This is a genomic window from Natrinema salaciae, from assembly GCF_900110865.1.
GTDB classification, from domain to species: Archaea; Halobacteriota; Halobacteria; order Halobacteriales; family Natrialbaceae; genus Natrinema; species Natrinema salaciae.
In genome coordinates, this window is record NZ_FOFD01000005.1 from 239,237 (window position 1) to 252,963 (window position 13,727).

Below are 13,727 nucleotides of genomic sequence, written 5' to 3' on the forward strand. Positions count from 1 at the left end.
CGGATTGCTCCTCACAGATCGGCAGAATTGAATCGGTGATAGCCGACGACGAACGGAACCACGAGCCACAGCACGAGAACGATGATCCCGACCGTAGGGGTCACGTAGAACGGGTCCGCTTCGACCCCCGCCGCTCGAACGCCGGTCTGGGCGGAGCTGCCACTGGCGTTCGCGAGATCGGGCAGCAGCGCAACGATCGAACTGAAGTACGCTGTCGAGGGCGAGAGCTGGGTGACGAGAAAGATCCAGTCGGGCGTCTCGGTCGGGAGTCGAAACCCTTCGACGACGTAGAGAACGCCCATCGGAACGACGTCCCAGAACAGTTCGAAGATGACGAAGAAGCCGAGCGACAACGTCGTCGCCCGTGAGGTGGACCCCGTCGTTGCAGACAATCCGACGATAATTCCCGAATAAACGGCCGCGAAGGCCATCGTAGCGAGGATCACTAGCAGCGCCGACAGCGGCTCGAACTCGCCGAGCAGCACGGAGCCGAATCCGAGGCCGATGACGAGCCCGACGGCGAGACCGAACGCGAGCACCGCCCCCCGCCCGACGAGTTTTCCAGCGAAGACGTTCGAGCGAGTCGTCGGCAACGAGAGCAGCAACTTGATACTTCCAAGTTCGCGCTCGCCGGCGAGCGACTTGTAACAGACCACGATGGCCGCGATCGGGACGAAGAGTCCGATGAGGCCAACCATGAAGAGGATCAATCCGCCGAACGTCGCCCCTCCCGGTTCGCCGAACAGCTCGGGAACCTCGACGTATGCGTACGACGAGAGTACCGAAAGCGAAACGAATACCGCCACGAGCGCCCACAACGCCCGCGATTGTACGGCGTCGCGGAAGTCTTTCTTCGCGATTGCAATCCAGGTCATTCTGCCACCTCCTGTTCGTCGTTCGTATACCGGACGAACAGATCCTCGAGCGAGGACTCGACGACTGTGAAGTCCTGGATCGGAACGACGTCGGCATCGATCGCGTGTAGTACGGCGAACTTCGAGACGCCATCGACGGTGACGCGAAGCCGACCCTCGGTGATCGAGGCGCTCCCGACACCGTCGAGTTCCAGTACCCGATCGACAATTTCGTCGGTGAGCTCGGTGGTGTAGACGTACAGCGTTTCGCCCGTTTCCGTGGCGTCGCGGAGCCCGTCGATCGTATCGACGGCGACGAGCCGTCCCTGGTCGATGATCGCAACGCGATCACAGACCGCCTCGACCTGTTCCATGACGTGACTGGAGAAAAACACCGTCGTCCCACGCTCGTTCTCCGCTCGAATAATCTCGCGCATTTCGCGGGCCCCGTTGGGATCCAGTCCGGTCGAGGGCTCGTCGAGGACGAGGAGATCGGGATCGCCGATCAGTGCCATCGCGAGGACGAGCCGCTGACGCATCCCCTTCGAGTACCCACCCGCCTTCCGATCCGCGGCATCGGCGATCCGAACCCGCTCGAGGAGTGCCATCGGATCTTCGTCTACAGCTTTCATCTCCAGAGCGAACTCGAGGTGTTGGCGACCGGTGAGCCGATCGTACACGTGGTAGCCGTCCGGGAGGACACCCGTTCGTCGCCGGACCGTCTCCCCTTCCGTCTGTGCATCGTGGCCGAGAACGGTTACGATCCCCTCGGTCGGTCGGATAAAGTCCAGGAGGATATCGATCGTCGTCGACTTCCCCGCGCCGTTCGGGCCGAGAAACCCGAAGATTTCGCCTTCTTCGACTCGGAGCTCGAGATCGTCGACCGCGACGACGTCGCCGAATCGTTTCGTCAGCCCGTCAATTTCAATTGCAGCCATCGTCCCCTCTCATACGACCGTTGTTTCCGTCCGTAGTTATACTGTCAACTGTCACGTAGATCCATAGCTATCGTCGTCGCATAAGTATTGTTGTTTCTTTTACATTTTGACAGCGGGTTTACTCAAAGATATTTGAGACGCGTTGCCGCGTTCTCACGGCACGTGAGTGCAACGAGAGTATCGCGTAGAACGGGAGCGAGCAGCTACTCAGTGGCTCCATCGTCAGCGGACTGTTCGAGTGTGACCGTCGCTGTATCGTCCATGCTGAGACGAAGCGGCTCGTCGCCCAGCGTCACGTCGAACGTCGCAGCGAACGGATCGTCAGCGATGATATCAGTCGCGATCACATCCGTTGTAATATACTCGAAAAATTCCCACAGTGGAACGTCCAGTAGCGAAATGTCGTGCTCCCAGAACGAGTAGAGCACTGTCGGGTGGAACGCGACCGGCACTTCGACCGGCAAGCTGATTCTGTGTCGGCATTCACGACACGAACTGACGTGGAGATGAACCGTTTTCCCGGTATGTTCGTACACGTCGACACCCGTCTCCACCGGGCCGAAACACTCGGGGCAAACGTCCCCTCGTAGCTGAACGTACATACTCCAGATGCGGTAGCCGAAGCTCTCGATGATCTCCGACGATGTCCGGCCACGCGTTTGACTCTGCGGGAAGAAGTCGGTAACGAGGATCGCGTCGCACGAGGTGCAGCGAACGCGGAACTGTTCGGCGTCGAGCGTCGCTAACAGTGACGATCCGTCACAGAACAGACAGACACCGGATACCGACGTGTCTTCGAACGTCGACGTACTCTCGTACACCTCGGAGAGGACCGTCCGAACGATTTTGTGACCGCTATACGTCAGTCGGTAGCCGTCGGGAGTCTCACTGACGAACTGGTCGACGAGCCGGTCGAGGTGATACGAAAATTGGGACGAGCTCCCGACATCGACTGCGTTGTACAGTTCGGTAAAGGACATCGTATACCACGACTCTTGATGTTCTCGATCCGCGTTGTCCAATGCCAGTAATATTTGCAACCGATGGGCGTTTCCGAGCGAGCTGATCGCGTCGACCACGTTCTGATCGATCTGAGCGTTTTGGTCCACTCCCATGTTCAGTCACTACCGGTCTCTTCTCTCTCGGCCGAGATAAGGGCGCTTGTCGACATCCTCCTCTATATCGGGAGTCGTGGACTTCGTCTCGTGAGCATCGACTAGCAGACGGTGAATCCCGTCTACCGTTTTGATGCGAAACACATCGGTGTCTGCATCCGGGGACGGATCGATGCGGACTGTTATCTCTTGGTTCGTCATTCCAGACGCTGTTTGATTTTGTGCAAGGAGGGACAGATGCCGTGCTTTGCTCAACCGGGTTCCGTATCAAATGGGGACCGCTCTCGAGAACGGAATCGTGATGACGACGTCGAAGTATGTGTAACAGACGTCTGTAACAGATAGATCTGGGTATCGTCTTTCGCCTCGACTTCTTTCTATACCCGGTCGCGACGTTTCTCGCTCCGGTTCGTACGGTCCTCGCTCCTTCGGGCGGGGAGGATGTCGAGACTGTCGCCCGGTTCAGTCGTTGAGGAATTGCTGCGTGAGCGCACCGACTTCTGATCGGAACGTCTTCGTGTCGACCGATGTGTCGCCGTGATAGAGCCGTTTGTGTTCTTCGCGAACGATATCCTCGAGGACGCGCTCGTAAAGCGTTTCGAACGTGACGGGACGCTCCTGATCCTCGAGCTTGCTCGCGAGTTTTTCGAACCGACGCTCCGTCGCATATCTCTCGGCTAATTCACTCGCGGAGGCGTCGACTGGAATCGTCTCGTCGACCTCGCGAAACGAGGGATGGAGCAGCTTCGCCCGCTGGCTGCGTTTGTTTCGGACGACGACTCCCTCGGCAGGGCCGTCGTACCATACGGATTGGGGGATCGAATACGAATCCGGGTCGAAATCTCGAGCGCGGCGTTCCCGTTCGAAGACGTTCACCGACTGGAGACCGATCCGATCGAATATCCGCTCGACGGTATCGACCGGGTAGAAACTGTCTTTCTGGGCGGACCAGACGTCGAATCCGAGAACCGATGGCGTCCGCTCCCAGTCGTAGTCGATTGCGTGCTGGTGCATCGCCTCGCCGAAGAAAACGAGGGTCTCGACATCGTCGACGGCATCCCGGAGCGCCGCTCGGTCGAGGTTCGATCTCACGTGGCGAACAGCGTGTTGATACGGCTCGGGAACGGTTTCCGGGTCATCGTAGACACGATTCCGATCGCCGAATCGTATCAGTCCCGACTCCCGGAGTTGGAAGCGAAAGTTCGCTCCGTCGACCTTCTCGAGGAGCCACAGGTGTCCCTTCTCGAAAAGACCGTCGGGAGCGTCCGCGACGCGAGGAATCGATGGAAACGTCTTCATTTACTATTAGTCACTGCCTCCTCACACTTAGTCTCGAGTTCGTCCTGTGGGTGTGAGTCGTCGTCGACGACCAGCGGGTTGCGGATGTCGTCGGTTCGTCTGCCGTCGGGGTGATGGCTTCCGCAGGGCCAGCGAGACACTCGTAGAGACGCTCTTCGACCGATGGCCCTCCGCGGCAAGGGTAGCGGATTTGGCCGCACTCGCGATAGTTGTACCGTGATACTCCGCGAGTTCAGATCCGTCGTGATAGTCCGACGGTTTCTCTCAACGAATTTTATCACCTATTGGGTCTCGTTATATATTATATCTATTTATTTTCAAGTTATGTATGGTCAGTTAACTTTATTTACTATTGCCATGTGGGAACGAATATGGAGGAACAAAAACAGGCAGTCTCCTCAGTCGATGACTTCACAGTCATAGATACTGATCTCCATCTGACGGAACAGCAGGAAGACATCCTACCATACCTCGAAGAACCGTTCAACAAGGTTCTCAACGTCAACAATCAGGAAAAACGAGGACAAGTAGAGGGCGGATATCTGAGCCAGTTGTACCCTTCCGCAGGCCACCTCACTCCAACTGATACCGGTCGAGCCGAGACTGACGACGTTCGGAGTCCCGAAGACGTTGAGCGCGCGATGGAACTACTCAGTCTTGATGACGCCATCCTCACGCCTGGCCTGAATCTCCGCCTCGGGTTGGTCCACCACGACGAACTCGCAGCAGGATTCATGACCGCATACAATAATTGGATCATGGATACGATTCTCGATGAAGGGTACCACGGTTCGATGGTTGTCACACCACAGAAGCCCGAAAAATCAGCCGAGGAAATTGATCGACTGACTAGTGAATCCCAAATAAAGGCGGTTATGATTCCTGGCGGTGGTGTCCACCCTCCGCTAGGCCGCGAGAAATATTTCCCTATTTACGAAGCCGCCGAGGACGCCGGGCTCCCAGTGATGATTCATAATGCTGCGACTGGCATCGTTGGTAACTACCCTATCCAGTGGCGCGGCACGAAACGCTATATCGAGGTCCATGTTCCTTACCACTCTGCCGAACAGATGTGGCACCTATCAACTATGCTCACGAACGGCGTCCCGGTCCGCTTCCCTGACCTTGATTTCGTCATTCAGGAGTCCGGAATTGGATGGATTCCGTACTTCATGCGGCGGTACGACAACGAGTACGGCAAAAAGCAGAACGACGCGCCCTTGCTGGAAAAGCGCCCAAGCGACTACATTCGCGACCAGTTTTTCTTCACCAGCCAACCGACTGAAGGGATCGATGATCCTGAATACCTTTGTCACACTATTCGGATGTTCAGCGGTGCCGAGAACCTCATGTTCTCAACCGACTATCCCCACTACGACTTTGACTACACCGATGCACTGCTGAGTTCACTCCGCACCGAGTTCAACGCCGATGAGATACAGAATATCTACGGCCAGACTGCTGCAAACGTATTCGATCTATGAGCGAAAAACAAAAACACTTTGTGACAACCGCAGACGAGCTCGACGATGGCGAACACGTTATCGTGGACATCAAGGAGCGCGAGATAGCGGTATTCAACCTTGACGGAGACTATTACGGTCTCCTCAATTACTGTACCCATCAAGGAGGTCCTGCCTGCGAGGGTCGACTAACCGGCGAACTCACTGAAGATGAAGATGGGGAACTCAGCTACGAGCGTGATGGCGAATTCGTCTGCTGCCCCTGGCACGGCTGGGAGTTCGATATCAAGTCAGGCCACAACCTCGCGCGATCCAATGAGTATCGAGTCCCCACCTACGAGGTCGTTGAGGAGGGCGGTGACCTCTACGTAACCCTCTAATCGTAGAATGGCACGGGACACATCCATCGCCGTTGCGGCTATTGCAGACCGAGATCCCGGAGAAGATGACGACCCCTACGATGACGTTGAGATAGCATCTCTTCCTGATTGGTGGGCGGACGCAGTTCAGGAGTTTGAGTCTTACAACCTTCGGGCGTACCGACCGCCACGGTTCGCTGATGGAACGCTCAAGCACGCCGTCGTCAAGAAACTAGAGACGAAGCTCGGAGTTTCCATCCGGTTCGTCGGCCGAGACGTCTCGTATCGGGACGACTGGGAAGTCCAAATCGACGGCGAAAAGATGATCGACATTGGCCGACACCGGAATCCAGATGGCTACACCGTATTCGAAATTGGAGCTGACGAGTTCGTCGACAAAGTTACGGAGGCACTTGAAGAGTAATGTCTGATGATATCCCAGGCTCTACGTTTATTGAGGGTGAGAGAGTCCGATTAAAGACCGTGGAGGAGGGTGATTTCGACTTTTTGCGGAACAATATCAACGACGCTCGGATTCGACGGGCGATGCTCGGTGCCGGCCCAACCAACACTAGGCAGTTACGTAACAACCACACAGAGGAACGTGATTACCAGTTTGTTATTGCCACCGCGGACTCCCGCGTCGGATACATCTCTATCCATGACGTGAGTTACACGCACGGCACGGCAGCTATCAGTTACTGGGTTGCCCCTGAGAAGCAGGGGCAGGGCCACGCAACCGAAGCTATCCAGCTACTCGTTCAGTACGCGTTCGACCAGTTACGACTGCACAAGCTTCGGGCCGATGTGCGAGAATTCAATAATCCCTCGCGTCGCGTCCTCGAGAAAATCGGGTTCAAGCACGAGGGCGTACTCCGGGAAAGTCGATACGTGGACGGTGAGTATTGGCACCGCCACCGATATGGCGTCCTAAGACACGAGTGGGATGCCACAACGGTGGAGTGCCAAGAAGTTTCGACTACCGGGGAGTGGGGAGATTCACCTGATTAACCCAGCACCCAACTTATCATTCTGAACGATACCGCCGTCGCGCTGGAGTGACTTCTTCGCGTTAGTGAGTTTGGAGACGTTTCGGAGGTTGTCCTCGGCGAAGTTCGCGAACGCATCGTTGTACTCGACGTTGTCCGCAAGGAGTATCGCGTTTGACTCCATTCCTTTGGCGGCAGCATCAAACTCGAACGCCATGTGGTCAGCATCGTGGTTGGAGTCATGGAGGAATAGATCTATTGCGGTCTCAGCTGCGACTTCAGGTAGAATTTCACGGGTGTCGCCAATTCGAAGGTCCCAGTACGGCTGTAAGTCATCGGGCACCATCCAGCCTGGAGTAGAATCTTCGATGTCGCTCGGCAGAATTTCGAGGTCCTTAATGTCGATAGAGATCAGTGATCCCCCTCCGTTCACGTCAAGTGCTCGGAGTAAATACGCTGAGCTCAGTCCGTCGAAGACGCCAGTTTCAACCACAGTATCAGGCGCTTGGTGACGGACGAGAACGTAGAGCACGTCCCGCCAGTTCGGTCCGAGATCGTCGGGTCTGACGCTAGTCACAGCTAATCCAGACTCAATAACGTCATGGAACGTCTCGTCGTCTCGAATCTCTCTATACAGCTTTCGAACACGGTCGGGATCTACATCGAGCAACGACGTAACGAACTTGACGCACTCCTCTTCGTCTATCTCGCGCTCGAAATTATAGAAACAGTCCGAGTATGGACTATCGTTATCCATATTGTTTAATTGTTATGACGTCTGTTTAATCTTTTGATGTGAACTATTGTACATTTTCCGGGTGCTATCGGTCGATTCGATATTTTTCGACGTTGGACTCATCGACGGTTATACCGAGGCCGGGCGCCTCAGGTATTGGTAGTGTCCCGTCGGATAAATCGAAGGGTTCTTCGATAATGTGCTCGTCCCAGGCGTAGTAGACACTGTCCGGTGGCAGGTTAATTGCGGGTGTAGTGGCGACGAGGTGGGCCAGTGCTGCGGACTTTATGCCAAGATCAAACGCACAGTGGTGGGACAGGGAGATTCCAGCGTCGTCGGCGATACTTGCAAGCCGCTTAGCGGCCTGCAATCCGCCCGCGGGAACCATATCGATAACGCCCGCGTCGATGGCATCTCGCTTGACGAGCTCGAGCAGATTGTGCCGGAAGTACATATCCTCGTTAGCGGCGATAGGTGTCCGGAGGCGCTCACGCAGGCGCTTGAATGACCCGAAGTTATCGATGCGCAGCGGCTGTTCGAGGTACTGGAGGTAAATTCCCTCGTCTTCGAGTGAGGCAGCGACCCTGACGGCTTCCTCGGTGGTCCAGCCCTCATTAGGGTCAAGTCGGAACTCTAGTTGGCCGTCCACCTCATCGTGCATTGCCACGATGCGTTTGACATCCTGTCGCCAGTCGCGGCCTGCTTTGGTCTTGAGTACGTCGAATCCGTGTTCGAGGGCTGTACGGGCATGTTCGCGAGACTCCGCCGGTTCAAGTACGCCGAGGCAAAACGAGACATCGACCGTCTCGCGGACCTTTCCACCGAGGAGATTGTAGAGGGGTTGTTCGAGGTACTGCCCCCACGCGTCCCACATTGCCATCTCAACGCCACCGAGGAAGGGATCAATGTCGAAGTATTGAAACGAATCGAACCGCTCGGGAAGTGACTCAACGGCTGAAACGGGCTCATCGATGAGTTTGTCTGCAATATCAGTCTCGATGATCGCCTTTGTGGAGTCAGTCGAGAGAGTTGAGCGCATTTCTCCCCATCCGGTGATATCGCTATCGGTGTCGAGTCGAATGAGGACTCGCTCCATGTCGTAGAATTCCGTGTACGTTGTCACGTAGGGTGCGATTCCGAGTGGTTCTGAGAGGGGACGTATGTCTAACCGGACTGGTATCGCTTCGATTTCTGTAATCGTGATCATACATCTATACTATTCTTTCTCCATTACTTAAATTTATTGATTGACACTTAAATTGTGGTATTAGCATCTATTGTCGCTTCCTTCATCGGCTGTACGCATCACATCTCGGCTGCTTTTTCTCTCATCTTACTGCCGGTCTTGGCGATGCGACTTCTGGAGGGCCTATGAGATCGTTCGAAACAGTAGAACGGCCGCAACCCCACAAACGAGTGCAACAAGGACGTTCTCCGTTCGCCACATCACTAATAGCACGACAGCAGCAGCACTCCACTCCGCGGGACCAGCGCTAGTCAATTCAGGGCCAAGAATCGAGATTATAATTGCACCCGGTAACACCTCGAGTCCGGCTTCAGTCCGGTCTGAAACGTTAATACGACCCAGAAGCCAGAGCCCGCCGGCCTTTGTCACATAGGTAGCGACACTCATTCCGATGATGACGGCAACGACTAACGGATCAAGTCGAACGCTACCCATCAAAGCGAATCACCTCAACGAGACTACCGGCCACGCCTCCAAAGAGAATGTACCAACGCCCAGGCAGAAAGTGCGCGCTGAGAACAGCAATACCGAAGGCGGTTATCCAGGGCAGAAAACTCGACTTCCCCTCCCAAAGCCCGACAGCAATCGCAACAAAGACCGCCGTCAGAACGAAATCAAGTCCATACTGTGCTGGCTCTCCTATCACACCGCCAGCTATCGCACCGAGAACCGTCGCAACAATCCAGAACGACCAAATTGCGAGCCCACTTCCGAGAAGATACGCACCCTGGTGGCTCCCCGATTTGAGCTTCCCCATGGTAAGTGCCCAATTCTCGTCTGCCGTGAAGAAGACGCTTCCATACGCTTTCAACGGGGAGAGCTTGCTGAACCAGGGACGTAACGCTGCACCCATCAGCACGTAACGTAAATTAACGATAAACGTCGTTCCAATAATGGTGAGTATCGGAATTGGTGTTTCCCACAGCTCGATTGCGATTAACTGAGCTGCGCCTGCAAGGACGGTTGCGCTCATGAATGCTGCTTCTGCAACACTTAATCCGGCTTGCTGGGCGAGGACTCCAAAGACGATACCATATCCAGCCACGCCGAGGGCGATCGGAACACACTCAATATAGCCATCTCGCACACCACTAAGTGAAAATTCCACAGTAGATCCTTCCGGTTCCTCCGATTGGTGTGCTGAATCAGCGGACCTATTCCCCATCTATGCCCCCCGTGACATATTCCACTTGTCTTCAGTTGGGACTACCATAGGTACATATTAGACACGAGCAGGTCTAAAAGTTCGGAGAAATTTATTTCTCCCCAACTGCCAGTTATTCGCGGTTAAGGACTATTTCTTCAGATATAATCCTCTGTATGAATGTTTCACCACGGTTCGTCAGCGTGTATTCTCCATCCTGGGTACAGACAAGGGGTTCTAGTTTTCGGAGGTGATAATTGAATTTTCCCTTATCATCGACCGATACGACTTCTCGAAGCTTCGTGTAAGAGAGTGATCCGGATCGTTCATGAAGTGCGACGAGAATTTCCAACCGGGTAGTATTCGATAGCACCTCAAATACGCTGGTCGCGTGCTCGATCTCTAATCCTTCGACCGAAGGAGAGTGATGAACCTCCCGATCTCCATACTGATTATCAGGCCAGATCCAACCAGGTATTGCCATCATCTGATTATTTTCTACAACGTTTATAAAACTATACTCGAAGCTTGGCCGATTAGAATACTACAGTAGAAAACGGACCACCCATCCAAACATATACGTTGGCCTCACCGGGAGTAGACGAGCTTTCGACACTCATCTCCGGGAATGATCGTTCGTGAATGCGTCGTCAGTCGACCGCTCGCAATGTGTCTCACTCTGGATCGGTCGGTCTGTGCTCACCACGGATCTCGAGACAGCGCCCATCAGAGGGGACAAACCGGTTCCGCCCCCAGGCCGAGAGCGGTATGGACAAGAGTTGCTCGCACGGCACTCGGTGGGCTGTGGCACTGCCGCGGGTGCGCCCGCCCTGTGGCAAGTCATCGTTGTCTGGGCTCCAGGGACAACTCTCACCGCGTCATCAGAGCAGATTCCAATGCGCTGTCGACCGAATAGGACACGGTAGCTCCGGGTCAGCTCGTCGGAAGCCGCGCCACGCCACCGCGGTTGCGGGAAGAAATGTAGAGCGCGCCATCAGCCGTCGTCACACCGATTCGGGAGGACTCTGGATCGTACCGCCACCGGCGCTTTCCGGTAGCAGGGTCGTAGGCGGCGAGTTCGTTGTCGCTGGCCGCAAAGAGGATCTCACCGGAACGCCCGAGTGCCTCGACTGTCCCGCCGATCGAGATGTCAGTTGTCGTCTGCCACCGCCGGTCCCCATCGAGGGCGAAGGCGTCTAGCCGGATTAGGACGCCACCGTCGGGGTTGTCGACCGAACTCGCAGCGAACACACCTTGTGAGGTCGCCGTCACCGTCTCGAGTTCGTACCCGACGGCCCGGCGCCACCGTATGGTTCCCCCATCGCGCTCGATGGCAACCAGCTCGTCCGAGCGATCATCACGGCGGACACGCACGTAGACGTGCTCGCCGAGCCAGACTGGCGGATCAAAGTAGCTAGTCACGTCGTCGTCCACTGCGGTCCGCCACAGGACGTGCCCGTCGCGGACCCGGCGCATCCGCACGGTAGAATTGCGGACCGTCACGATCCGATCGCCAGCAGCCACGACGTAGGGGTAGTCATTACGATGTGGCGACTCCCACAGCAGCTCACCGGTCGCCGGAGCGAGCGTAACCAGCTTCGTGTCGTCATCCGCGTTCGTGACGGGGAAGATACAGGCCGAGTCACTGAGTGTCGGGGACGGATACTCTCGACCGGACCGCTGGAAGCGACGTGTGCCGTCGCGCGCATCGTAGCCGGTGACCACACCGCCGACCGGATCGATACCGACCAGCAGCGAGCCGCGTCGACCGAGCCACCCGTTCCGGGCTTGTCCCTCCACGTGCCATAGTCGCTCCCCCGACAGCCCGACCGTGTAGAGGTCGCCGTCGGTGCTGTGGACGTGGACCGGGCCGCCCGATGACGGGACAGCCGGTCGCGCCTCGATGGGACCACCGGTTTCGACGGTCAGAATCTTCTCCCCGTCGGCCGTGAACCCGTGGAGGCGTTTGTCCTGTCCACCGACGAGGACGTGTTCATCGGTTGCGGACGGTGGACTTGCCGCCGTTGCGGTCGAGAAGTCACGCTCCCAGAGGGGTTGGACGCTGGACAGCGCCGACCGCAGGCTACACCCTGCTAGCGCGAGCGTGCCCGCCGACGCGAGCGAAGCGAGCGCCCGGCGGCGCGACCAGTTCCGGCTGTCCTGTCGCTCGGTCGCGTACCGCGGCGGATCGTGCTTGTCGACAGCGGTGTCGGGGTCACGCATCGCTGATCGCCTCCGGAGCGACCCGTGTCAGACCGTACATCTGTCCCAGATAGACTGTCTCACCGGCCGCCTGTGCCCATTCGATGCTGCCGCCCTCGAGCGACTTATCATCGAATCGGACTTCACGGATGCGTGTTCCGTCTTGCTCGTGGAGATAGAGTACAGTCGGGTTGAACGGGATGGTGCCGCTCGGGCCACGGACGCGGTGCGTCCCACCGACTAGCGTCACCAGGCGGTCGCCGACCTGCATCGGCCCGTGGGTCACGGCGTTTCCGAGGTCATCGCTCCACAACTGCTGGCTCGAGGCCGGGTCGAACGCCCGGAGGGTGTAGTCCGCGCCGCCGACGTACACCCGATCGTCGGTCACCAACGGTCGTGTGAATACGGTGTTGGCCAGCGAGCCGCGCCAGGCGACTGTGCCGGTCGCGGTCTCCAGCGCCAGCAGCTCCTCGGTGGCGGCACCGAGGTATGCGGTCCCGTCAGTAGCCCCAACGGCCGACAGTGTAGCGCCAAGATCCCGTGTCCATCCGACTTCGCCGGTTCGGTCGAGGAAAACCACACGACCGTCGATCAGGGGCGCAACCACACCACCGGATGTCGCGCCAGGAGCGCCTGATAGCGATGCGGACAGGGCGTGGGTGAACAGCGTCTCACCGTCCGCCCGGGCGACACCGACCAGTCGGTCGGGAACGTCATCTTCGGTGCCCGAGATTGGGACCACGATGCGATCACCGAGCGGGATGGGGGCGAACTCGACGACCCCAGGGTCGGCCGCGTCGATCGGTGCGAGCCGACGCTGCCAGACGGATTCACCCGTGGCTGCGTCGACAGCGACCATCGTTTCGGCCTTCGAGATAGCGTAGGCTCGCCCATCACCGACGCCGAGAGGCGACTTCTCGCCCTTCGCGACCGTCACGGTCCAGGTGGTCTCACCGGTCTGGGTGTCTAGACCGGCGACGATCGGCCGATCGCGGAATGGGCTGTGCGAGCCAGCCACGAGCTGCCCGGCTGCGGTCATGGCGACAGACGATGGATCACGGAACCCCGTCTGCCACGACCGTTGGATGGGGAACGATTCTCCATCGAGGAGACCAGTGCAACCCGCGACGCTGCCAACGAAGCCGGCGACTGCGCCAAGGGCCGCACGGCGTGTCATGGAGGGCATCTATTCACCGTTGCGACGGCGATGATATCAGTCTTGATCTTTGGGCGACAGATCTGCAGGTCGGGGCCATAACAGTACGCTCTCCCTGGCCGTGCTCACACCGTCGCATCCTCTCGGGTGGTGCGAGCAGTGCTTGTACGTCTGGAATGGGCGGTCACGAGCGGTCGCGGGATGCCGAGCGTCCGAGGGCTTTTGA

15 protein-coding genes are annotated in these 13,727 nt (G+C 57.3%); 4 read left to right on the forward strand and 11 right to left on the reverse strand.

What is annotated here, in order from left to right:
* Positions 1-11: 11 nt before the first annotated feature.
* The 4 genes from BMX07_RS17815 to BMX07_RS17830 form a co-directional block, all read right to left on the reverse strand.
* On the reverse strand, positions 12-875 hold the full coding sequence (locus tag BMX07_RS17815; protein ID WP_090620470.1) for an ABC transporter permease subunit: 864 nt from the start codon (positions 873-875) through the stop codon (positions 12-14).
* A complete protein-coding gene (locus BMX07_RS17820; RefSeq protein WP_090620472.1) occupies positions 872-1,792 on the reverse strand; it encodes an ABC transporter ATP-binding protein in 921 nt (306 codons plus the stop codon). The genes BMX07_RS17815 and BMX07_RS17820 overlap by 4 nt, the downstream gene beginning before the upstream one ends.
* Positions 1,793-1,995: 203 nt before the next feature.
* Entirely contained in the window at positions 1,996-2,907 is a 912-nt protein-coding gene (locus tag BMX07_RS17825; protein ID WP_090620474.1) for an ArsR/SmtB family transcription factor, read from the reverse strand.
* Between the two features lie 462 nt (positions 2,908-3,369).
* Positions 3,370-4,206 (reverse strand): RNA ligase family protein, encoded by an 837-nt coding sequence (locus BMX07_RS17830; RefSeq protein WP_090620477.1) that lies wholly within the window; start codon positions 4,204-4,206, stop codon positions 3,370-3,372.
* Positions 4,207-4,577: 371 nt separating this feature from the next.
* On the opposite strand from BMX07_RS17830, the gene BMX07_RS17835 reads away from it, so the two are divergent.
* The 4 genes from BMX07_RS17835 to BMX07_RS17850 are packed head-to-tail and all read left to right on the forward strand — an operon-like array spanning position 4,578 to position 7,039.
* Complete coding sequence (locus BMX07_RS17835; RefSeq protein ID WP_090620479.1) at positions 4,578-5,690, forward strand: amidohydrolase family protein; 1,113 nt, start codon at positions 4,578-4,580, stop codon at positions 5,688-5,690.
* Positions 5,687-6,049: a Rieske (2Fe-2S) protein gene (locus BMX07_RS17840; protein ID WP_090620481.1), complete on the forward strand. Its 363-nt coding sequence runs from the start codon at positions 5,687-5,689 to the stop codon at positions 6,047-6,049. Before BMX07_RS17835 ends, BMX07_RS17840 begins: the two co-directional genes overlap by 4 nt.
* Positions 6,050-6,056: 7 nt before the next feature.
* Positions 6,057-6,452, forward strand: a complete 396-nt coding sequence (locus BMX07_RS17845) for a hypothetical protein (RefSeq protein ID WP_090620483.1) — start codon at positions 6,057-6,059, stop codon at positions 6,450-6,452.
* Complete coding sequence (locus BMX07_RS17850; RefSeq protein ID WP_090620485.1) at positions 6,452-7,039, forward strand: GNAT family N-acetyltransferase; 588 nt, start codon at positions 6,452-6,454, stop codon at positions 7,037-7,039. Before BMX07_RS17845 ends, BMX07_RS17850 begins: the two co-directional genes overlap by 1 nt.
* Here the strand turns inward: BMX07_RS17850 and BMX07_RS17855 are convergent.
* The 7 genes from BMX07_RS17855 to BMX07_RS17880 all read right to left on the reverse strand — a co-directional run bounded on the left by BMX07_RS17855 (position 7,028) and on the right by BMX07_RS17880 (position 13,531).
* Entirely contained in the window at positions 7,028-7,774 is a 747-nt protein-coding gene (locus BMX07_RS17855; protein WP_090620487.1) for a class I SAM-dependent methyltransferase, read from the reverse strand. The genes BMX07_RS17850 and BMX07_RS17855 overlap by 12 nt on opposite strands.
* 64 nt (positions 7,775-7,838) lie before the next feature.
* A complete protein-coding gene (locus BMX07_RS17860; protein ID WP_217643705.1) occupies positions 7,839-8,960 on the reverse strand; it encodes a mandelate racemase/muconate lactonizing enzyme family protein in 1,122 nt (373 codons plus the stop codon).
* 162 nt (positions 8,961-9,122) lie between these two features.
* Positions 9,123-9,434: an AzlD family protein gene (locus BMX07_RS17865; protein WP_175480189.1), complete on the reverse strand. Its 312-nt coding sequence runs from the start codon at positions 9,432-9,434 to the stop codon at positions 9,123-9,125.
* On the reverse strand, positions 9,427-10,164 hold the full coding sequence (locus tag BMX07_RS17870; RefSeq protein ID WP_090620492.1) for an AzlC family ABC transporter permease: 738 nt from the start codon (positions 10,162-10,164) through the stop codon (positions 9,427-9,429). Before BMX07_RS17870 ends, BMX07_RS17865 begins: the two co-directional genes overlap by 8 nt.
* 112 nt (positions 10,165-10,276) lie before the next feature.
* Positions 10,277-10,627, reverse strand: coding sequence for a winged helix-turn-helix domain-containing protein (locus BMX07_RS23885; protein WP_139210947.1), 351 nt, complete (start codon positions 10,625-10,627; stop codon positions 10,277-10,279).
* Between the two features lie 449 nt (positions 10,628-11,076).
* Positions 11,077-12,366: an outer membrane protein assembly factor BamB family protein gene (locus tag BMX07_RS17875; protein WP_090620494.1), complete on the reverse strand. Its 1,290-nt coding sequence runs from the start codon at positions 12,364-12,366 to the stop codon at positions 11,077-11,079.
* The gene (locus BMX07_RS17880; RefSeq protein WP_245742149.1) at positions 12,359-13,531 is read right to left on the reverse strand and encodes an outer membrane protein assembly factor BamB family protein; all 1,173 of its coding nucleotides are present in this window, start codon (positions 13,529-13,531) and stop codon (positions 12,359-12,361) included. The genes BMX07_RS17875 and BMX07_RS17880 overlap by 8 nt, the downstream gene beginning before the upstream one ends.
* Positions 13,532-13,727: the final 196 nt, after the last annotated feature.